Origin of the sequence: Flavobacterium pasteuri (assembly GCF_048286615.1) — a bacterium.
In the GTDB taxonomy this organism is placed as follows: domain Bacteria; phylum Bacteroidota; class Bacteroidia; order Flavobacteriales; family Flavobacteriaceae; genus Flavobacterium.
Genome location: NZ_JBLVPN010000006.1, coordinates 59,390 through 80,559 on the forward strand (window position 1 = coordinate 59,390; position 21,170 = coordinate 80,559).

Here is a 21,170-nt window from a genome sequence, read left to right on the forward strand (position 1 = left end):
CTTATTTTAGCAAAAACAGCAAAAATTAAACAAATTAGGATTAAAAGTGCTTTTTAATTTGAGAATCTATTTTTTTTAGCAAGTATTTATAATTTAAATAATTTCAAGAATAGCGAGAGATTTAATACTTTTATAAAAAATTATAACATGAGCTATTACAAAATTGAAAATCTAGAACAATATTTTAAACATTACAATAAATCAGTTCGTGAACCTAGAAAATTTTGGGGTAAAATAGCAGAAGAAAATTTTACTTGGTACCAACAATGGGATAAAGTTGTCGAATTTAATATGGCTGATGCCGATATCAAATGGTTTACTGAAGCAAAAGTCAATATTGTAAAAAATTGTATCGACAGGCACCTTGCTAAAAGAGGAGAAAAAACAGCAATTATTTTTGAACCAAATGATCCTTCGGAAGAGGCATTACACATAACATATAATGAATTGCATCAACGTGTTTGCAAAATGGCAAACGTATTGCGTGAACAAGGCATAAAAAAAGGAGATAGAGTTTGTATTTATTTACCAATGATTCCTGAATTAGCAGTTTCAGTATTAGCTTGTGCCAGAATTGGAGCCATACATTCGGTTGTTTTTGCTGGATTTTCAGCTACAGCCGTAGCCACTCGTATCAATGACAGTGAATGTAAAATGGTTATCACCTCAGATGGTGGTTTCCGTGGTAACAAAACCATTGATTTAAAAGAAATTATTGATGAAGCATTAGAAAAATGTCCTTGTATCGAAAAAGTTTTAGTAGCAAAAAGAATTAATTCTAATATTACTATGAAAGAAGGACGTGACCAATGGTTACAACCGCTGTTAGATCAAGCATCAGATAACAATGTTGCCGAAATTATGGATTCCGAAGATCCATTGTTTATACTGTACACGTCTGGTTCAACCGGTAAACCGAAAGGAATGGTGCATACTACAGCAGGGTATATGGTGTACACCGCTTATACTTTTAAGAATGTTTTCAATTATGAAGAAAACGATGTTTTTTGGTGTACAGCTGACATTGGGTGGATAACCGGACATTCCTATATTCTTTACGGTCCATTATTAAATGGAGCAACAACAGTAATTTTTGAAGGAGTTCCCTCGTATCCTGATTTTAGTCGTTTTTGGGAAGTAATCGAAAAGCATAAAGTAACACAGTTTTACACTGCACCAACAGCAATTCGCGCTTTGGCAAAAGAAAATATAGAATTTGTACAAAAATATCCATTGAAGTCGCTAAAAGTTATTGGATCCGTAGGTGAACCAATAAATGAAGAAGCTTGGCACTGGTACAATGACCACGTAGGTGATAAAAGATGTCCTGTAGTAGATACATGGTGGCAAACAGAAACAGGAGGAATTATGATTTCGCCTTTGGCATTTGTCACACCAACAAAACCTACGTATGCAACTTTACCATTACCGGGAGTTCAACCGGTATTAATGGATGAAAAACGCAATGAAATAGAAGGAAATCAAGTAGTTGGTAGTTTGTGTATTAAGTTTCCATGGCCAGGAATTGCCAGAACTATTTGGGGTGATCATCAACGGTATAAAGACACTTATTTCTCTGCTTTTCCAGGTAAATATTTTACTGGTGACGGTGCTTTGCGTGATGAAGTAGGGTATTATAGAATTACCGGTCGTGTAGATGATGTGGTAATTGTTTCTGGGCATAATTTAGGAACAGCGCCTATAGAAGATGCGATTAATGAACATCCAGCCGTTGCTGAATCAGCAATAGTAGGTTTCCCGCATGACATCAAAGGAAATGCTTTGTATGGTTTTGTCATACTTAAAGAAACTGGAGAAACAAGAAATAAAGAAAATCTGGCTAATGAAATTAATCAGCACATTTCAGATCATATTGGGCCAATAGCTAAATTAGATAAAATTCAATTTGTTTCCGGTTTACCAAAAACCCGCTCTGGAAAAATTATGCGAAGAATCCTTAGAAAGATTGCCGAAGGAGATTATTCAAACTTTGGAGATATATCAACTCTTTTAAATCCTGAGATTGTAGAGGAAATAAAAGAAGGAAAACTATAAGTTAATTAAAAGCCGTTTGAATAAAACGGCTATTTTTTTGAATAGAAATTATAAAAATTGGACGTATTCTGTACCAAATAATTATGTAAGTTTTATATGAAATAATATAGTTGCTTTCTCAAACAAATCCATAAATTTACTTCTATATGAAAAATAAAGAAGTTTTAATTATTGGAGGTGGTTTAGCAGGATTGACTGCGGCGATTCATTTGTCCAAAATTGGACTTCAGGTTACTGTAATTGAAAAAAATGAATTTCCAAAGCATAAGGTTTGCGGCGAATATATATCTAACGAAGTCTTACCTTATCTCAATTGGTTGGATTTAAACATAGCCGATTTAAACCCTTCAAACATAACAAATCTTGAGTTTTCAACAGCAAGTGGAAAAGTAATTAAAAGTGTTCTGCCTCTTGGCGGTTTCGGAATTAGTCGTTTTGCTTTAGATGAATATTTATATAAAAAAGCATTTGAAAACGGATGTAAAATTCTTCAAGACAATGTAGAAAACATACAATTTGAAGACAATCAATTTATAGCTACGACTGCTAATAAAACTATTTTAAAATCGGAAATAGTTATTGGTGCATTTGGAAAACGTTCTAACATTGACCAAAAATTAAATAGAGATTTTATTCAAAAAAAATCATATTGGCTAGCTGTTAAGGGGCATTATTCGGGAGATTTTCCAAATAATAGCGTTGGTCTTCATAATTTCAAAGGAGGATATTGTGGTGTTTCTAAAGTCGAAAAGGATATAATTAATATCTGTTATTTAGCAGATTACGAGACGTTTAAGCGGTTTAAAAATATAGAGGAGTATCAAAAAATTGTGGTTTCAGAAAATCCATATTTGAAAGTAATTTTAGAAAAGAGTAAATTGCTTTTTGAAAAACCTTTAACCATAAGTCAAATATCTTTTGATAAAAAACAAGCTGTAGAAAATCATATTCTAATGATTGGCGATACCGCAGGACTCATTCATCCATTGTGTGGAAACGGAATGGCAATGGCTGTTCATAGTGCTAAAATTGTTTCAGAATTAGTGGGGAAATATTATACCAACGAAATTAAATCCAGAAATGAACTTGAGGAAAAATACATTCAGGAATGGAATTTTAATTTCAAGAAAAGACTCAAAATGGGTCGGTTGTTATCGAATCTTTTGCAAAAGCAAAAATTTTCAGCTGTATTGATGCGTATATTAATTATATTTCCATTTTTATTATCAAAAATTATAAAGAATACGCACGGAACTCCCATAACTCTAAATTCATAAATGTTTCTAAATACCAAATTCAGAACCGATACACTTGAAACGATGGATGATTTTGCCATGGAGGGAGAAATCTTGCGTGATGCATTGGATAAAATAGCCAAAATCAATCAGCTTTTAGGAGGGAACCAGCTAACTTTACAAGGCGTTCAGGATTTGACAAGTAGTATTTCAAAATCAAATGAAATTGTAATTGTAGATGTAGGTTGCGGAAACGGTGATATGTTGCGGACTTTAGCTGATTTTGGATTGAAAAACAAGCTGAAATTCCAGTTAATAGGCATCGATGCCAATAGTTTTACAATTAGTCATGCACAACAATTATCTCAAAACTATCCTAATATTAGCTATCGTTGTGAAGATATATTTGATGCATCATTTAAGAAATTAAAATATGATATTGTGCTGTGTACTTTGACGTTGCATCATTTCAAAGACAATGAAATTATTGATTTATTAAACTTGTTTTATGCGAATTCAACTATTGGAATTGTTATTAATGATTTACAGCGAAGCGCAATTGCCTATCGATTATTTCAAGCATTGTGTTTTGTGTTTCGATTGAATGAGATGTCTCGTGAGGACGGATTAACTTCGATTTTAAGAGGTTTTAAAAAAGAAGAGCTGATTCAGTTTTCTGAAAAATTAAGTTTTAAGAACTATAAAATTCATTGGAAATGGGCTTTTAGATACCAATGGATAATTTCTAAAATATGAGTGTAAAAATCAAAACCGTAACAAAACAGTTACCAAAATATTCCAGAACAACTGAAGAAATCATTCCTTTTTTGGATGCTTGGCTCGTTGGGCAAGACGAACGCTTCATTAGAAAAGTAAAGAAAATTTTTGAAGGAGCCGCAGTTGATAAACGGTATTCCATCATGGATCCGATTGAAGTATTTACCAAAACTTCTTTTGAGGAAAGAAATGATATTTATGTTCGTGAGGTGATTGATTTAGGCGAAAAAGTTTTAGAGAAAGCCTTGAAAAAAGCGAACTGGAACCCTGAAGATTTAGATTATATCATTACAGTAAGTTGTACCGGAATCATGATTCCGTCACTAGATGCCTATTTGATTAATACATTAAAATTACGTCAGGATATTGTACGACTTCCAGTTACCGAAATGGGTTGTGCAGCAGGAATTTCAGGGATTATTTATGCTAAAAATTTCTTGCAGGCAAATCCCGGAAAACGGGCTGCCGTAATTGCTGTTGAAAGTCCAACGGCAACATTTCAATTAGATGATTTTTCGATGGCGAATATAGTAAGTGCTGCAATTTTTGGAGATGGTGCAGCTTGCGTTTTACTTTCTTCACATGAAGACGATGAAGGTCCTGAGATTGTAGCAGAACAAATGTATCATTTCTATGATAATATTCACATGATGGGTTTTAAACTAACGAATTCTGGATTGCAAATGGTTCTGGATATTGAAGTTCCAGAAACGATTGCATCACATTTTCCGGATATTATTCATCCATTTTTAGAAAAAAACAATCTAAAAATGGAAGATATTGATCATTTAATTTTTCATCCCGGAGGAAAGAAGATTGTTCAAACTGTTGAAAGTTTGTTTTCTGATTTGGGTAAAAATATAGATGATACTAAAGAAGTTTTGCGTTTGTATGGAAATATGTCAAGCGCAACTGTTTTATATGTTTTGGAAAGAATCATGGACAATCAGCCCAAAAAAGGAGAAAAAGGATTGATGTTGAGTTTTGGTCCGGGTTTTTCAGCACAAAGAGTTTTGCTAAAGTTTTAACAATGGAGAGTCAAAAGATTATATCTAAACTACCGTATTCTAAGCCGTTTTTATTTGTGGACGAAATAGTCCAAATCAATGAAAATGGGGTGGAAGGAACCTATACTTTTGATGAAAACCTTGACTTTTATAAAGGACATTTTAAAGATAATCCAATAACACCAGGAGTGATTTTGACGGAAGTTATGGCTCAAATTGGATTGGTTTGTTTAGGAATTTTTTTATTAGATGATTCATTTAATAAAACTACTTCAATCGCCTTAACATCAAATGAAATAGAATTTTTAAAACCTGTTTTTCCTAAAGAAAAAGTGACCGTTATTTCAGAAAAAATATACTTTAGATTTGGGAAATTGAAATGTAAGGTAAGAATGAAAAATGAAAAAGGAGAAGAGGTTTGTACAGGAATAATCGCAGGAATGGTAATTTCTAAATAAATGAAAAAACGTGTCGTAATTACTGGTCTTGGTGTTGTTGCTCCAAATGGAGTAGGACTTGATGCGTTTACACATGCCATCAAAAATGGAATTTCGGGAATCAAGCACGACGCTGAGTTGGAACGATTGCAGTTTTCTTGCCAAATCGCTGGAAAACCAGAGATTTCTACTGAACTAGCATTGCAATACTTCTCTGAATTGGAATTGCGAAATTTTAATTCTACTGGGATTTTATATGGCGTAATTGCTGGAATTGATGCATGGAAAGATGCTGGTTTATCGTTGGAAATAAATGAAGAACCAGATTGGGACAGCGGAACTATTTTCGGTACCGGAACTTCTGGAATTGATAAATTTCGCGAGAGTATTTATAAAATAGATGATTTTCAAACGAGAAGATTAGGCAGCACCGCCGTGGCTCAAACTATGAATAGTGGTGTGAGTGCTTATCTGGGAGGGAAATTAGGTTTAGGAAACCAAGTCTCCACTAATTCTTCGGCCTGTACGACTGGAACCGAAAGTATTTTGATGGGTTATGAAAGGATAAAATCAGGACAGGCAAAACGCATTTTGGCAGGAAGCACAAGCGATTCGGGACCTTATATTTGGGGTGGCTTTGATGCAATGAAAGTTTGTACTTTTAAGCATAATGAAAATCCAACACTTGGTTCAAGACCAATGTCTGCAAGTGCTTCGGGATTTGTTCCCGGAAGTGGAGCAGGAGCTTTGGTTTTGGAAGATTTAGAAAGTGCAATAGAACGCGGAGTTACAATTTATGCCGAAGTTTTGGGTGGGAATATAAATTCCGGTGGTCAACGCGGACAAGGAACCATGACTGCTCCAAATCCTATTGCTGTGCAGAAATGCATCCAGAATGCTATTATTAATTCTGGAATTTCTGCTGATGAAATCGATGCGATTAATGGACATTTGACCGCCACATCCAAAGACAGTCTGGAAATTAAGAATTGGAGTGAAGCATTGAGAAGAAAAGGAAAAGAATTTCCATATATAAATTCCTTGAAATCAATGGTAGGTCATTGTTTATCGGCTGCGGGAAGTATTGAAAGTGTGGCTTCAATACTGCAATTGCATCACGGATTTGTTTTTCCGAACATCAATTGTGACGATTTGCATCCTGAAATTACAGCAATAATTGATGAATCCAGAATCCCAAGACAATTAATCGAAAAGGAATTAAATATAATTGCAAAAGCCAGTTTTGGTTTTGGAGATGTGAATGGATGCATAATTTTTAAGAAATACATTTAGTCACATAATGTCAGGTAATTTTGAATTCAATGCATTAAAAAAAAGCAAAAAATATGAATAAAGAACAAACAATAGAAGAATTAAAAAATATAGTAAAGCCGTATATTCAAAATCAAGAAGCATTTGATTTGCTTACGGAAGATACTGATTTCATCAATGACTTAAAGATTAATTCTGCTAATTTAGTAGATGTTATTTTAGATATAGAGGAGAAATATGACATTGTAATTGATAATGAAGCTATGGAGCGTATGGTGAACGTAAAGTCAGCATTGGAAATTATTGAAACTAAATTATCAGAGAAAAATTAGTGAATCAGCTGTAAAAAAGTCTGTAAAATGATTGGAAACGATATAGTAGATTTGGCTTTAGCCAGAAAAGAAAGCAATTGGAAACGAAACCGGTTTTTAGATAAAATCTTTACTGCAAAAGAACAATTACTCATTGTTGATAGCCAAAATCCTGAAATAATGGTTTGGAATTTATGGTCTCGAAAGGAAGCTGCATATAAAATCTACAATCGAGAAACTGGAATAAGAGGGTATTTTCCTTGGCAACTGGAATGTAGTTATGAAAATGAAATTTCGGGTTCAGTTTCAATAAAAGGGAAAACCTATTTTACTAAAACGATAATTTCTAAGGAATTCGTACATACGATTGCCGTAGTGAAAAAAGATAATTTTGATACCGTCAAAAAATTAAATTCAAACGACACCATTATAAAATCGAATGGAATTCCTTATATAATTGATGAGCAGACTAAATTGATCAAACCAGTATCCATAAGTCATCACGGTCGATTTTGGGAAGGAATTACTCTGATTGATTAGAATAAATATTATTTTATTCCCAGCCTTGATTTTAATTTTAAGAATAATAATGCCGTTTTGTACGCATCTTCCGCAGATGAATTTCGATCACTTTTAGGAATATTATATACCGCGCAAAGTTCATCAAGAGAAAATTGTTTATCATTGATATCATGCAGTTTTCTATGCATAATATCAACATCTAAAGCTTCGTTTTTCAATCTCCCACAGTCAAGTCGTTCTAATGCAGCATTGATCATTTCTACATCAAAATCAATGTGATGACCCACTAAAACGGAATTTCCGATAAACTCTATCAATAATTTTATGGCTTCAGCTTCGCCAAGTTTTTTCATTTTGCTTTCCACCAAAAATTCATTTGAAAGACCGTTATCATGAAGAAACTTGTATTGTAGTAACACAGCCTCGAAACTATCCCCGATAACTATACTATTATCGATTACAGAAAAAGAACCAATAGATAAGATAACATCTTTAACAGGATTCAAACCCGAAGTTTCTGTAGATAAAACAACAAATCGGCTTGATTTCTTATCAAATTTAGAAAGATAGGTTTTCCAAAATTCTGGATATTCTTTATTAATACTTTTTAACCAGTCTAACATAATTATGAAAATTGAGTAAGTTGAAATTTATTTTTTATTAATTCTTCCAATTCTCTCATAGGAGCCAAAGCATTCTTTAATTTTTCCTTATCAATTTTTGATAATTCATTCAAATTTATAAATTGACCTGAATTATCATTTTTTAAGCCTTCTAAGGTTCTAAATTTTGATAAAATCAAAAAGGCTTCAGCACAATTAAGGTAAATTTCAGCATGTTTAGGGTCTGCAATTGCTAACTGCTTGAATCGCTGAAAGGTGTTGTTGATTCCTCGAATATCAAAATTTAAGGTAAACAAACGAGCACCATCAATCAATGGCATCAAAGCACGTGTTTTTATGTCAAATTTATCTTTGTTTGGACCTTCTTCTTCCACAATGAAATTTTTGAAAAAAGTCAGTGGTGAATTTTTTCTCAAAGCATCGTTTCCTAAGAAATCAAAGAACAGAGTGTTGTTTTTTGCATTTTTGAAAACAACATTTCCAATAGCATCTTCGATTCTTTGTTCTCCAAAAGTGATTTCATAATCAAAGAAAATACTGCTTAAATCATTGCTATTTTCACCTGGAGTATTCATCCAGCTGTCGTATTGTTTTGTCCAGTCAGTCAGTGATTTACACCAAAGCATATTACTTCCCATATGCCCGTTAGGACATAATTCATAACCAATTTTTTCAAGCGTAGCTGTTGTTCGTTTTCCAAGTTTAAGAAAATAATCTTTTACCTCACGATATTTATCAGCCGAAACGTCTTCGAAAATTAAAATACTATCTTGATCGGTTAATAATAGCTGTTCTTTTCTTCCTTGACTTCCAATACTTAGCCAGGCAAAACGGGCAGGAGGTGAGCCTAAATCTAAAATGGATAACTCTACAGAACGTTTAATTATTGCTAAATTAATTTCGCTGGCAATATTAAAAACGTGAGAAAGCGGTATGTTTTTAGAAATAGATGTTTGAATCAAATCTGTTAAACGTTCTCGAATTTGTTTTAATTCTTTAGGATTTTGGGAACGCTTAATTTCTTTAATTAAAACACCAGGATTATTTGCTTGCGCAACTATCAAATCATGTTCAGAAATAACTCCTTTTACATCAGATTTATCAGTTCCGTCGTATGTTACACATAAATGGGTCACATTATGTTTCAACATGAGCAGTTGAGCTTCGGCCAAGGAAACATTTTCCACAACAGTAATAACGGGAGATGACATTATTTTATCTACTGAAACGGTTACAGGGAATCGACCGGTTGCAATTTTGGAACGCATATCACTGTCAGTCACAATTCCTATTGGGAAATTATTGTCACAAACGATAACATTGTTTTTTAATGTTTCAGTCATTAATTGAGCAACTTCTTGCGCAATTGCAGTAATAGTTGTTTTTAATGGTGAAATAGTATAGGATAAAGATTGAAAATATTGCATTTCCGACTGCTGGTCAGAATAGAAAACATTGTCAGAGATAAGTTTGCCCTTTAAATTTTCTTTATCATTTGGATTTCGCGTATTTGTTGCAAAACTCTCCAGCAAAAAGTTTAGAACTTCTGAATTATTTACCACAAAAGGACGAAAAGTAGCTATTGGTATAGCATAAACAATACTTTCTTCTCTAGCTTTAGCCGTCATCATGTAATTATTCTTGGCAAAAAAGGGACGTAAACCAAAAATATCACCTTCATGACACTTATTTAATAAAGTTTCTTCTGCATCTGAAATCACAGATAAATTGATAGTACCTGAAGCAACAACATAAAAACTGTCATGCAAAACATCATTAATTTGGAATAATGTTTTATGTTTTTCTAAATTTACAACGCGAATACTTGTAGCTATCTCGGATAACTCCTCAAATGTCAAATGATTAAATGGTGGGTATTCCTTTAAAAAATCGGCAATGTGCTCAGCAATTGTATTCATAAGATAGTCAAATAAATGATGTTTTGTTGGTAAAAATAGTAAATTTAAAAATTATAACACAACCTACAATGAGGCGAAACAGTTAAATTATATATTACTTAATTTTTTCATAAATTATATGGTTAATATGATGAATTATAACAACTTTTTTTACTTTTATAACTTAACTAATACATCTAAATCATGAGATTACTTAAAAAAATCCACCATTTGCTTATTGCATTTTTGATTATTAATTCTTTAAATGCCCAAGAAAAACCAACCAGCACAAAAGAAGTGGTTACTGGACAAATTAATGGCGCTACAGTTACAATTAATTATGGCAGTCCATCAGTGAGAACAAGGGAAATTTGGGGTAAATTGGTTCCGTTTAATCAAGTTTGGCGTGCAGGTGCTAATGATGCAACAACTTTTGAAACCGATAAAGAAATTACTGTAGAAGGATCAAATTTACCTGCAGGAAAGTATTCTTTTTTTGTTTTACCAAATGACAAGGAATGTATCATAATTTTCAATAAAGAAGCTAAACAATGGGGCGCTTATAAATATAAAGAAAAAGAAGATCAACTAAGAGTTACAGTTAAGCAAAAAGTTGCAAAATCTAAAGCTGAAAAATTAGCGTATACAATTGATAAAAATACTATTACTTTGAGTTGGGATAATTGGGATATTCCAGTTTCTATAAAATAAGTTTCTTTTAATTATAAAACAGTATTACCAATAGGTGATGCTGTTTTTATTTAGTTTAATCTGCAATTACAAATATTTAATAATAAATTCTATTTTACATAATATAAATTATAGTGCATTTTATTACAATAGAATAGTATAGCTTTTTAAGAAATTTGAACACAAATGAATCTATTATTATTATTATTATGAACAATTTATTGAAATAAAAGAACCGAACAATAAATTACTAAGTTCGGTTCTTTTGATAAATTTATACAATTGCATCTGAAACGTCTAAAACATGAGTTTTCTTAGATTCTTTTAATGTTGAATACCCATAACACGCAACTACAGCCAAACATATTAAAGGTAAAATAAAAGAAAAATTCACCTCAGGAATAAAACCAAATAATTTAATATCAGCAAAACCTGAACCACCTAAATCCAAAATACTTCCTTGCATAACCGGCATCAATGCGCCACCAACGATAGCCATAACTAAACCTGCGGACCCAATTTTTGCTTCATCTCCCATATCTTTTAGTGCAATACCATAAATAGTTGGAAACATAACGGACATGAAAATAGAAATACAAACCAGCGAAATTAATCCAGACATTCCTTGTAATACAATCGCTCCAGCTGCGCAAATAACTCCTCCAATACCAAATACCATTAATATTTTTGATGGATTTATGGTTTTCATTAAACCAGTTCCAATCCATCTGCCTAATAAAAACAAAATCATAGCCGCTATGTTGTAATATGTGGCTGTTAATTCTAATCCGAATGTTTTGTTAATGTTGTCTACGTATTGAAAAATAAAGGTCCAACACATAATTTGCGCACCAACATAAAAGGCTTGGGCAATTACGCCGTGTTTGTAATTTTTATTGGCAAATAACTTTTTAAATGATTCAGATACTGACATTTTATCTTCTTGTGCTGTTTTAGGCATTTTTGTTAAAATAATAATGATTAAAATCACTAAAACAAAAATTCCCAATCCAATGTATGGAATGCTAATAATATCTAAATCATTTTCACGAATACTGGCCAACTCACTTGAAGTTAAAGCTTTATACGCTTCTTGTGTATAGTCATCTGATTTTATTTCTTTAATCACTAAAAACTGCGCCATCACTAGTCCAGTTATTGCTCCAATTGGGTTAAATGCCTGCGCTAAATTCAAACGTTGCGTTGCAGTTTCTTTATTCCCAAGGAATAAAATCAAAGGATTTGAAGTAGTTTCCAGAAACGCTAATCCACACGTAATCACCCATAATGAAACAAGGAAAAATGTATAACTTTGGTAATGTGCCGCCGGATAAAATAAAAAAGCACCGGTTGCATATAAAATTAGGCCTAAAATTATTCCTGATTTATAACTGAATTTTCTAATGAATAATGCAGCCGGCAATGCCATAAAGAAATAACCGAAATAAAAAGCAAATTGTACTAATGAGGCTTGGGTATTAGAAAGTTCTGGCATCACTTTTTTGAAAGTAGAAACCATTGGAGTTGTTAAATCATTAGCTATTCCCCACAGCGCAAATAATATGGTTATTATAATAAATTGAAAAGCGAATTCCTTACTGACTACAGGGATTTTTTTGAATTGATTCATTGTTATATTGGTTTAATTGGTTAGATATGAATAGTTGCTGATTCCTTGATTTTCGTTTCTATTTTATCAAATCCAGATAAAAAATCTTCTATTTCAGATGGAGAAATCACAGGATTTGCGCCTTCGTTTTGGGCAACAATTGCACCAACGGCACTGGCAAAATTAATGGCGTATTGTGGGTCTTCTTCATTGAGCAACATTATAATTAATGAAGCTAAAAATGAATCCCCGGAACCCACGGTATCAACTACATTCACTTTGAAACCACAATTGTGATAAAAAGTATCATTGCAATACAATACAGCGCCATGAGATCCTAAAGTGACACAAACCGTATCGGTATTAGTTTCTTTTGCAATGAATTTAATATTTTGCTCCAATGACCTTTTATTCGAATTTAAATCTTCGCAAATTTCATTTAACTCATCATCGTTAAACTTAATGAAATCAGCTGCATGCAATAAATCCAAAACATTTTTCTTAGTGTAATGCGGCACTCTTAAATTCACATCAAATATTTTATATTTAGCTACTGCTAAAAGTTGCTCCAATGTTTTTCTGGAAACTAAATCTCTTGAAGATAAACTCCCATAGACAAAAAAGTCTGCTTTTTCAACAATAGTAATATTCTCATTTGAAATTTCAATTTTGTCCCACGCCGATGGATAATTGATGTCATACGAAGCATTTCCTTTTTCATTCAAAATAACGTTGACTAAGCCTGTTGGATAATTATTCTTTACTTGAACAGCATCGGTGTTAATTCCTGAAACATTCAAATATTCTATTAATTCTTTTCCGTTTAAATCGTTCCCTACTCCACTGATAACGGAAACCTCCCCTCCTAGCGAATTTAGTCTTGAAGCTACATTTAGCGGAGCTCCACCAATTTTTTTGTGCTCGAGAAATACATCAAAAAGGATTTCTCCAAAACAAACTCCGTTTAATTTCTTTTTCATTTTTTTTGTAATTTTTTAAAAAAAGCATTGAATAACTACTTTTTTTAGGTTTAATTATTGTTGATTTTTATACCATTTGTCTACCATTTTCTTCATAAAAGCAAGACTACCTTTGGCGAGATCTTCTGAGTTGTATTTAGAAGGTCTCCACAAGGAAGTTGGGCCAACCAATGCTGTAATTTCTGAAGAAAAATTCTCCAGAACTAACGGACCTTGATAGTTAATAGTCGCCAAAGCTTTGAAAAAATCATCCCAATGCACGTTGCCTTCGCCGGTCATACCACGATCACTTTCCGTTATATGCACGTGTTTTAACCAGTTTCCTGCACGAATTATGGGGTCATAGAAATTATGCTCTTCAATATTCATGTGAAACGTATCGAGGTGTAATCCTAGATTTGTTGTTCCAATAGATTCAATCATATCAAGAACTTCATCTGCAGCAGTAAAAACGTAACTTTCATACCGATTAATGGGTTCGGGAGCAATAGTGATATTGCTTTTGTTAGCATAATCAGCAACTTCCGTAAATACTTGCTGAATGGTTATCCTTTCTTCTTTGGTACAAGGATTCCCGGTAAATGTTCCAATAGCGGAATGCAAAACCCCTCCTAAAAAATCACCATCCATTTCAGCTACTTTGTCAAGAGCTGATTTTATAAGTGAGGTTGCTTGTTCAGGATATAAAGGAATGTGACAGTTTGCTGGTAAATTGAATGTACAACGACCTGAAATACGATTATCGTCTAGTAGTTTTTTTGTTGTTTTAGCATCGAAATCTAATGAACTTGGCAAGATTATTTCAAGCATATCAAAACCATATTCTGCGGTCTTTTCTATTGCAAAACGTCCTCCATCGGTACTCCATCCGGGGATAAATGATAAAATTGTTGTTCCAAAAATTGGCATATCTATATAATTTTGAATTTATTTATTAAAATAACCACCATTCTGTTTTTACTCCAATAAAAGAGCCCCAACGTTTTTGGTTCACTTGTAAAAAAGGAGAATAGTTATGATTGCTTGCGTAATCGTTGTAGTGCGCTAACGTGCAAACAAGGCGAATATGCGGACGGCTCCAAGGGTCTTTTTTTCCTAATGGAACGATGGTAGGAACAAAAGAAAATTTCCACATATTGGCTTCGGGATTATCACCATCTTTTCGTACGGCATAATGTACTTCTTCAATTAAGTGCAACCATTTCGTTACATAATAGAAGCTTCTAAAACCCACTACGAAATCTGTTTTTTGATTATATAATTGATTACCATTGAAATACTCATCTGTATTTGTGCTTGTAGAACCGCCTTTACTTTTGGTGAAAACGCCATATCCGTTGATACTGAATTTCTGCGAAAGGTTTAGCAGAAAATGCTCCACCATGGTAAAGGAATACGCATTTGTATATTTTCCTTCAGAATCTGGAGCTCCGTAAGTTGCCCAGGTAAAAGTATTTCCATTATCACCTCCATTTGCAATTCCGGAACCATATCGAACTGATAGCTGATTGAACGAACCCGGTAAAGCGGTTTTGAATGGATTATTGAATTTAATACCAGCTACCCAACCTTTATCTGACGGATAATTTTTTGAAGCATTTTTTGAATTGGCAGAAACATAATGAAACTCACCCAAAAGTTTGATGATATTATCATTTTTCAAATGAAAACTGTGTTCGCCAATCCAAACCATGCGTTGGCGAATAGCAGGATTTGTCGCACCTGCAACGGTAACTTCATAATTATAAGGATACACATTTGTTGAATCAGCAGAAGCAGGCATCAACATCGTCAGTTCCGTATTTTTATGGCTTACGCCAAAACCTTGCGCAGAGTGATCATCAAAATAAAAATAATCACTGATGTGAATGTCATCATAACGACGGAAACGAGACCCAGCCCAAGCGGACCATTTGCTCCCCATGATATTTCGGGCTTCAATATACGCTTCGGGAAGGATAAAAGTCAGTCCATTATTGGAACGGGAATTTACATTCCCTACAAATTGTCCATTAGCTGAGTACATTCCTAAACGCATTTGAAAAGTTACGTTTGTGCTGTCTTTACCGTCAATTTTTGGAGAAAAGTGTATTGCAGGTAATATATCGATATAGTCTGTTTGTTCTAAACGTCCACCTAATGATCCTTGACCTGAAAGATTCAAAGGTTTCCACATGTTTCCTTCACCATTTGGCGAAAGCCCAACTCCAATCCTACCCGTTGTTCCCAACGAAAAATTCGAATTAGTTATTACCACCTGTGAATAAATTTGTATAAACAAGATTGAAAATAGGAAAGTAAAAAGTATTTTTTGCATGTAAGTATTTATTAAAAAAATGGTTTGAATAAGTTTTTTGGCAGTTTTAAGTTTGTAAAAATGGCACGTTTAGGTATTGAAATTTTATTGTTTATGACTTTTAAAATATTCAATATGCGAATTGATTTATTGAAATAAATTTAGATTTTTGAAAAATTATATATTTTTAAGTAATGAGCGTCATTTTGATTATTATTTTTCAAATGTATTATTTTTTTTTAATTTGCAATAAAAAAATCTATTTAAACATCTAAAATATTTAAATATAGGCTTAATTATATGCTTTTTTAATAAATATTATTCGATTTGTTATAAATAACATATAACGTAATAGTGACGTTTAATTTTACAAATTGCCAAAATGACAAAAAAAATATAATTACAAATAAATCATTAATTTTGTAGTGCTATAAGATTCAGTAAAACATTGTGTCTTTTAAAAACTAATTATATTATTTGTACTCTTATGATGTCTAAAATAATTCCAAATATATCTGTAGACTGCGTCGTTTTTGGGTTTGACATCAATACCAAATCGCTAAACGTATTATTAATAAAACGCTTTTTAGAATCTAAGGAAAATCAAGAGCCATTGGTAAATGATTATGTTCTTACAGGATATCATACATTAGAAGATGAAACCATAGATGAAACTGCTACCAGGGTTTTGAAGGAGTTAACAGGACTTGATAATGTTTATAAAAAACAATTTAAGGTTTTTGGAGACCCAAATCGTTTGATGAATGAAAAAGATATTATTTGGGCCAAAAATGAAAATTTTAATGAGCGAACGATAACTATAGCCTATTATTTTTTATTAAAAACTCAAGAAGTAAATTTAGAAAATAACAAATATGATCCGCAATGGTTTCCAGTTAATGATTTACCGGAATTAGGATTTGATCACAAAGATATTATCAATGAAGCCTATGCTGATTTAAAAGAAAAAGCATTATATAAACCTATTATTTTTGAGCTTTTACCAGACAAATTTACCTTCAATGAATTACAGGATACCTATGAATCTATTTTAGGAAATGAAATTGACAATCGCAATTTCAGGAGAAAACTGCTAACAAAAAAGTATATTATTACACTAGATGAAAAGCAAGTAGGCGTTTCAAAAAGGCCCTCTCAACTTTTTATGTTCAGTAAAGATGTTTATCAAAAAATGTATAAGGAAACCTATTTAATTAATATTTAGATTGCTGTTTTCTTTTAATGATCGATTGATATCAATTTATTATATAAAGTAGGAAAGTGTTTCGATTCGGGTCTTAATTATTTACCTTTGCAAAAAATTAAAAAATCCCAATTTTCATGAGCGATTCCGAAATGACAAAAACAAGATATATCAAATTGATCCTGATCCTAGGCTCATTAACAGCTTTAGGTCCTTTTTCAATCGACATGTATTTGCCTGGTTTTGCAGGAATTGCCAAAGATTTGAATACTTCTGTAGCTAATGTTTCCATGACTCTTTCCAGTTATTTCATTGGAATTTCTGCTGGACAATTGCTTTACGGACCATTATTAGACCGTTTTGGACGAAAAAAACCACTTTTTATAGGACTCTTAGTTTACATTTTAGCTTCTTTAGGTTGTGTTTTTGTAACCGATATTGATACTTTCATAGGTTTGCGTTTTATTCAGGCTATTGGCAGCTGTGCAGCGACTGTAGCATCTGTTTCTATGGTTCGTGATTTATTTCCTGTGAAAGATATTCCTAAAGTATTTTCTTTACTAATGTTAGTTGTTGGGCTTTCGCCAATGTTAGCGCCTACAGTTGGAGGTTATATAACAGAAGATTATGGTTGGCATACTGTCTTTTTTATATTGATGTGTATGGGAATTTTGATTCTTTTAGCAGCTCAAATTGGGTTGCCAAATACGTTTAAGCCAGACACTTCAATTTCATTAAAACCAAAACCAATTATTTCAAATTTCATCAGTATTGTAAAGGAACCACAGTTTTATACCTACGCGTTTACGGGTGCTATCGCTTTCTCAGGATTGTTTACTTATGTAGCGGCCTCCCCTATTTTATTTATGGACATTTTTAAAGTTGACGGAAAAACGTATGGTTGGATATTTGCTTTTATGTCATTAAGTTTCATCGGTGCCAGCCAGCTGAATTCATTCTTGTTACGAAAATTCACGAGTGAACAAATGATTTATGGCGCATTAATCACGCAATCTTTCATTAGTATTTCTTTTCTTATTTTGGCCATGAATGATCTTTTAGGCTTATACGAAACTATTGCGATGTTGTTTTTATTTTTAGCGTGCTTAGGAATTTCAAATCCCAATACAGCCGGACTTACCCTTGCTCCTTTTTCAAGAAATGCGGGAAGTGCTTCTGCATTAATGGGTGCGATTCAGTTAGGATTAGGTGCTTTAGCATCTTTTGCAGTGGGTATTTTTGTGAAAAATTCGATGTTGCCAATGGTTATCATTATGGCAGTTACAACAATTCTAGCATTGATAATTTTAATTTTCGGAAAACGAAACATAAAAAAAACTATCACAACTTCTCAAGATGAAGGAATTGCAATAGTTCATTAATTATAGATTTGACTTATTGTTGTTTTGGCTCCGTTTTTATTTTTTTATCGGGCCTGATAATCATACGTAACGATTGATCTTTGGCAAAATAAGCAATCATCCAATTGAAGAATGTTTTCACTCTGTTGCGATACGTTATCAATGAAATCAGGTGAATAAATAACCAAATTATCCAGGCAAAAAATCCTTTGAAATGCATTTTTGGTTTTGGTAAATCAACCACAGCCTTATTTTTACCAATAATAGCCATAGATCCTTTATCATTATACGTAAAGGGTTTTAATGGCTTTTTTTTACTCATTCGTTTAAAGTTATTAGCTAAATTTATCCCTTGTTGAATCGCAACTTGAGCCACTTGCGGGTGACCATTGGGAAAATAAGTATCAGTAAGTTGAATACAAGTATCCCCTATAGCATAGATGTTTTCAGTAGCATTCACTTTGTTGAAGGCGTCCGTAGCCATTCGTTTTCCGCGGCCATAACTTTCAGCTGGAATTCCTTCGAATATTTTTGCAGAAACTCCCGCTGCCCAAATTAAATTCTTGGTTTGAATGGTTTCCCCATTTCCAAAATACACGGTGTCATCAATATAATCCACCACAGTAGTGTTTAATTTTACCACGACACCCAATTTTGTCAACGCTTCCAGCGTATCTTCTTGCGACGCTTTACTCATTGGAGATAACACAGCATTAGCGCCATCAACCAAATAAATATTACTTGCTGTAGTACTTAATTCCGGATATTCTTTCAGCATAATATTTTTACGCATTTCAGCAAACATTCCTGACACTTCAACTCCTGTTGGACCTCCTCCGGCAACTACAATCGTTAACAATTTTCTGCGTTCACGAATGTCTTTGCAAATGGCTGCTTTTTCTAAATTTTTCAATAAAGTATTGCGCATCACAATGGCGTCATTGAGCGTTTTCATTGGGATAGCATTTTTCTTTACGTTTTCCATTCCAAAATAACTCGTTTCGGCTCCAGTGGCAAAAACCAAGTAATCGTATGCTAATTCTCCATTGTTGAGAATGATTTTATTTTCTGAAGGATTTACTTTTAATAAATTTCCCAGACGGAATTGTAGATTCTTTTTTCCAGAGAAAAATTTTCGAAAGGGATAACTTATACTTGACGGTTCTAAAAAAGCCGTTGCAACCTGGTATATAAGTGGTGCAAAAAAATTATAATTGTTTTTATCTACTAACGTTACATTAATTCCTTTTTCATTTACCAGTTCTTTAGCAAGATTAATTCCTGCAAATCCGCCTCCAATTATTACAATTTCCATATGGTAATATTTAATATTCAATTAAAAAAAAACATCCATAAATATACAATATTTATGGATGTAATTAATGTAACAAGTATTAAAAAACGTATAAATTTTACTTCATTTTTTGTCTTTTAACCGGTTTTTCAGTTGGCTCATTTTTGTTTTGCAACAAATAGTTAGCTAATAATTTTTCGATTAATTCATCTTTAGTCAAATGATGAAAAACTGTTTTTATTTTTTCTTTTAATTCTGCAGCAACATCATGATTGGGTTTAGTCTTGAAAATTTGCTTCGCCCATAATAATGTGTTATTTTCCTCGATACTGGCAACAGTTGGTTTTTTGAACTGTGTAAATTTTATTCCTAATTCTTTTTCGAAATCAGCAATTTCAACTACTTCTTCCGGTTGTAAAACCGTCAAAGAAAGTCCCTTTGCTCCTGCTCTGGCAGTTCTTCCGCTACGATGTACATAGGCTTCGTAAACATCAGGTAAATGATAATTAACCACATAAGAGATTTCCTTAACGTCAATTCCTCTTGCCGCTAAATCTGTTGCTACTAATATATTGATATGTCCTTCACGGAATTGCTCCATGATTCTATCTCTAATTCCTTGCGATAAACTGCCGTGCAATGCACCTGACGAAAACCTATTGATAGCTAAGTTTTTAGCTAATTTATTGACCGCTGCTTTTGTTTTACAAAAGATAATTCCGCGCTCTCCTTCTTTAGAATTCAAGAAATGCATTAAAATATCTAGTTTTTCAATAGGATCCACCACAATATATTCATGGTCAATCCCTTGGTTCCCTATCGTTTCCATGTTGGCGCTAACTTGCACCACATTTTTATTCAAATAGTTTTGAATTAACTGTTTTATAGTTCCAGGCATTGTTGCCGAGAATAAAAAAGTCTTGTGTACAGCAGGTAACTCGGCTACAATTTCATCTAAGCTTTCTTTTAGAATAGTTACCATTTCATCGGCTTCATCGAGCACAAGAAATTTGGTTTCTTTTAAGTTTATCGCTTTGCGCTGAATCAAATCAATCAATCTTCCGGGAGTTGCCACAACAATATGTGTAGGTGTTGCAAGTCGTTCGATTTGTGGTTTGATTGGAATTCCTCCACAAGTTGCTGCAATAGAAACTTGAGGTAAATATTTAGCAAAATCTTCTAAGTTTCTAAAAATCTGGTGTCCTAATTCACGTGTTGGAACCAAAACAACAGCCTGTACAACAGGTAAATTAGTATCTATTAATTGTAAAATAGGCAATCCAAATGCTGCTGTTTTTCCTGTACCTGTTTTAGCAAGTCCAACCAAATCCGTAGTGTTTGATAAAAGTAACGGAATTGTTTTTTGTTGAATTTCTGTTGGTACAACAATTTTCAATTCGGTAATCGCTTTTAATATTGGTGCTGAAATTCCTAAATCAGAGAATTGTTTTGGCATTTTTTTGGATTTTATATTTTATAAAAAATAGTTGTTTTGTAAACATAATTTTTAGCCCCGATGGAAACGGCATCCTGTTGTGGTCTCGTTTTTTTACGAGATCACAACAGATATAGTGTAAAGCGGGATTAGCTCCTTGAAAA

At 32.9% G+C, this 21,170-nt stretch carries 19 protein-coding genes; 11 read left to right on the top strand and 8 right to left on the bottom strand.

From position 1 onward, the window contains the following. Positions 1-147 precede the first annotated feature (147 nt). The 8 genes from acs (at position 148) to ACNQF6_RS10325 (ending at position 7,634) form a co-directional block, all read left to right on the top strand. Positions 148-2,055 carry an acetate--CoA ligase gene (gene acs, locus ACNQF6_RS10290; RefSeq protein ID WP_417965590.1) on the top strand — a complete coding sequence of 636 codons (1,908 nt, stop codon included), beginning with the start codon at positions 148-150 and terminating at the stop codon, positions 2,053-2,055. A 146-nt stretch (positions 2,056-2,201) separates the two neighbouring features. Next, on the top strand, positions 2,202-3,332 hold the full coding sequence (locus tag ACNQF6_RS10295) for an NAD(P)/FAD-dependent oxidoreductase (RefSeq protein WP_417965592.1): 1,131 nt from the start codon (positions 2,202-2,204) through the stop codon (positions 3,330-3,332). Continuing rightward, entirely contained in the window at positions 3,333-4,046 is a 714-nt protein-coding gene (locus ACNQF6_RS10300; RefSeq protein ID WP_417965594.1) for a methyltransferase domain-containing protein, read from the top strand. Then, a complete protein-coding gene (locus ACNQF6_RS10305) occupies positions 4,043-5,095 on the top strand; it encodes a type III polyketide synthase (RefSeq protein ID WP_417965596.1) in 1,053 nt (350 codons plus the stop codon). The genes ACNQF6_RS10300 and ACNQF6_RS10305 overlap by 4 nt, the downstream gene beginning before the upstream one ends. A gap of 2 nt (positions 5,096-5,097) precedes the next feature. Then, a complete protein-coding gene (locus ACNQF6_RS10310; RefSeq protein WP_417965598.1) occupies positions 5,098-5,532 on the top strand; it encodes a 3-hydroxyacyl-ACP dehydratase FabZ family protein in 435 nt (144 codons plus the stop codon). Next, positions 5,533-6,804: a beta-ketoacyl-[acyl-carrier-protein] synthase family protein gene (locus ACNQF6_RS10315; RefSeq protein WP_417965600.1), complete on the top strand. Its 1,272-nt coding sequence runs from the start codon at positions 5,533-5,535 to the stop codon at positions 6,802-6,804. 53 nt (positions 6,805-6,857) lie between these two features. Beyond that, a complete protein-coding gene (locus ACNQF6_RS10320; protein ID WP_282742667.1) occupies positions 6,858-7,115 on the top strand; it encodes an acyl carrier protein in 258 nt (85 codons plus the stop codon). 27 nt (positions 7,116-7,142) lie between these two features. After that, positions 7,143-7,634, top strand: a complete 492-nt coding sequence (locus tag ACNQF6_RS10325; RefSeq protein ID WP_417965602.1) for a 4'-phosphopantetheinyl transferase family protein — start codon at positions 7,143-7,145, stop codon at positions 7,632-7,634. An 8-nt stretch (positions 7,635-7,642) separates the two neighbouring features. Here the strand turns inward: ACNQF6_RS10325 and ACNQF6_RS10330 are convergent, their stop codons facing one another. Beyond that, entirely contained in the window at positions 7,643-8,239 is a 597-nt protein-coding gene (locus ACNQF6_RS10330) for a 3'-5' exonuclease (protein WP_121342024.1), read from the bottom strand. A 2-nt stretch (positions 8,240-8,241) separates the two neighbouring features. Then, positions 8,242-10,158: a DUF294 nucleotidyltransferase-like domain-containing protein gene (locus ACNQF6_RS10335; RefSeq protein WP_417965604.1), complete on the bottom strand. Its 1,917-nt coding sequence runs from the start codon at positions 10,156-10,158 to the stop codon at positions 8,242-8,244. 183 nt (positions 10,159-10,341) lie between these two features. On the opposite strand from ACNQF6_RS10335, the gene ACNQF6_RS10340 reads away from it, so the two are divergent. Continuing rightward, positions 10,342-10,848: a DUF2911 domain-containing protein gene (locus ACNQF6_RS10340; protein ID WP_417965606.1), complete on the top strand. Its 507-nt coding sequence runs from the start codon at positions 10,342-10,344 to the stop codon at positions 10,846-10,848. A 253-nt stretch (positions 10,849-11,101) separates the two neighbouring features. Here ACNQF6_RS10340 and fucP read toward each other — a convergent pair whose 3' ends face one another. The 4 genes from fucP to ACNQF6_RS10360 are packed head-to-tail and all read right to left on the bottom strand — an operon-like array spanning position 11,102 to position 15,733. After that, positions 11,102-12,457 (bottom strand): L-fucose:H+ symporter permease, encoded by a 1,356-nt coding sequence (gene fucP / locus ACNQF6_RS10345; RefSeq protein ID WP_417965608.1) that lies wholly within the window; start codon positions 12,455-12,457, stop codon positions 11,102-11,104. Between the two features lie 20 nt (positions 12,458-12,477). Next, entirely contained in the window at positions 12,478-13,416 is a 939-nt protein-coding gene (locus tag ACNQF6_RS10350) for a carbohydrate kinase family protein (protein WP_417965610.1), read from the bottom strand. Between the two features lie 54 nt (positions 13,417-13,470). After that, positions 13,471-14,325: a sugar phosphate isomerase/epimerase family protein gene (locus ACNQF6_RS10355; protein WP_417965612.1), complete on the bottom strand. Its 855-nt coding sequence runs from the start codon at positions 14,323-14,325 to the stop codon at positions 13,471-13,473. Between the two features lie 25 nt (positions 14,326-14,350). Further along, entirely contained in the window at positions 14,351-15,733 is a 1,383-nt protein-coding gene (locus ACNQF6_RS10360; protein ID WP_417965614.1) for a carbohydrate porin, read from the bottom strand. Between the two features lie 466 nt (positions 15,734-16,199). Between ACNQF6_RS10360 and ACNQF6_RS10365 the strand changes: the two genes are divergently transcribed. Further along, the gene (locus tag ACNQF6_RS10365; protein ID WP_417965616.1) at positions 16,200-16,937 is read left to right on the top strand and encodes an NUDIX hydrolase; all 738 of its coding nucleotides are present in this window, start codon (positions 16,200-16,202) and stop codon (positions 16,935-16,937) included. A gap of 131 nt (positions 16,938-17,068) precedes the next feature. Further along, positions 17,069-18,298, top strand: coding sequence for a multidrug effflux MFS transporter (locus ACNQF6_RS10370; protein WP_417965901.1), 1,230 nt, complete (start codon positions 17,069-17,071; stop codon positions 18,296-18,298). A gap of 13 nt (positions 18,299-18,311) precedes the next feature. Here ACNQF6_RS10370 and ACNQF6_RS10375 read toward each other — a convergent pair whose 3' ends face one another. Continuing rightward, positions 18,312-19,592: an NAD(P)/FAD-dependent oxidoreductase gene (locus ACNQF6_RS10375; protein WP_417965618.1), complete on the bottom strand. Its 1,281-nt coding sequence runs from the start codon at positions 19,590-19,592 to the stop codon at positions 18,312-18,314. 97 nt (positions 19,593-19,689) lie between these two features. Further along, a complete protein-coding gene (locus ACNQF6_RS10380; protein WP_417965620.1) occupies positions 19,690-21,027 on the bottom strand; it encodes a DEAD/DEAH box helicase in 1,338 nt (445 codons plus the stop codon). Positions 21,028-21,170 lie beyond the last annotated feature (143 nt).

What these genes read in the sequence shown, in the direction of transcription:
- acs (WP_417965590.1), top strand. Translation starts at nt 148, where the DNA reads ATGAGCTATTACAAAATTGAAAATCTAGAACAATATTTTAAACATTAC.
- ACNQF6_RS10295 (WP_417965592.1), top strand. Translation starts at nt 2,202, where the DNA reads ATGAAAAATAAAGAAGTTTTAATTATTGGAGGTGGTTTAGCAGGATTG.
- ACNQF6_RS10300 (WP_417965594.1), top strand. Translation starts at nt 3,333, where the DNA reads ATGTTTCTAAATACCAAATTCAGAACCGATACACTTGAAACGATGGAT.
- ACNQF6_RS10305 (WP_417965596.1), top strand. Translation starts at nt 4,043, where the DNA reads ATGAGTGTAAAAATCAAAACCGTAACAAAACAGTTACCAAAATATTCC.
- ACNQF6_RS10310 (WP_417965598.1), top strand. Translation starts at nt 5,098, where the DNA reads ATGGAGAGTCAAAAGATTATATCTAAACTACCGTATTCTAAGCCGTTT.
- ACNQF6_RS10315 (WP_417965600.1), top strand. Translation starts at nt 5,533, where the DNA reads ATGAAAAAACGTGTCGTAATTACTGGTCTTGGTGTTGTTGCTCCAAAT.
- ACNQF6_RS10320 (WP_282742667.1), top strand. Translation starts at nt 6,858, where the DNA reads ATGAATAAAGAACAAACAATAGAAGAATTAAAAAATATAGTAAAGCCG.
- ACNQF6_RS10325 (WP_417965602.1), top strand. Translation starts at nt 7,143, where the DNA reads ATGATTGGAAACGATATAGTAGATTTGGCTTTAGCCAGAAAAGAAAGC.
- ACNQF6_RS10330 (WP_121342024.1), bottom strand. Translation starts at nt 8,239, where the DNA reads ATGTTAGACTGGTTAAAAAGTATTAATAAAGAATATCCAGAATTTTGG.
- ACNQF6_RS10335 (WP_417965604.1), bottom strand. Translation starts at nt 10,158, where the DNA reads ATGAATACAATTGCTGAGCACATTGCCGATTTTTTAAAGGAATACCCA.
- ACNQF6_RS10340 (WP_417965606.1), top strand. Translation starts at nt 10,342, where the DNA reads ATGAGATTACTTAAAAAAATCCACCATTTGCTTATTGCATTTTTGATT.
- fucP (WP_417965608.1), bottom strand. Translation starts at nt 12,457, where the DNA reads ATGAATCAATTCAAAAAAATCCCTGTAGTCAGTAAGGAATTCGCTTTT.
- ACNQF6_RS10350 (WP_417965610.1), bottom strand. Translation starts at nt 13,416, where the DNA reads ATGAAAAAGAAATTAAACGGAGTTTGTTTTGGAGAAATCCTTTTTGAT.
- ACNQF6_RS10355 (WP_417965612.1), bottom strand. Translation starts at nt 14,325, where the DNA reads ATGCCAATTTTTGGAACAACAATTTTATCATTTATCCCCGGATGGAGT.
- ACNQF6_RS10360 (WP_417965614.1), bottom strand. Translation starts at nt 15,733, where the DNA reads ATGCAAAAAATACTTTTTACTTTCCTATTTTCAATCTTGTTTATACAA.
- ACNQF6_RS10365 (WP_417965616.1), top strand. Translation starts at nt 16,200, where the DNA reads ATGATGTCTAAAATAATTCCAAATATATCTGTAGACTGCGTCGTTTTT.
- ACNQF6_RS10370 (WP_417965901.1), top strand. Translation starts at nt 17,069, where the DNA reads ATGACAAAAACAAGATATATCAAATTGATCCTGATCCTAGGCTCATTA.
- ACNQF6_RS10375 (WP_417965618.1), bottom strand. Translation starts at nt 19,592, where the DNA reads ATGGAAATTGTAATAATTGGAGGCGGATTTGCAGGAATTAATCTTGCT.
- ACNQF6_RS10380 (WP_417965620.1), bottom strand. Translation starts at nt 21,027, where the DNA reads ATGCCAAAACAATTCTCTGATTTAGGAATTTCAGCACCAATATTAAAA.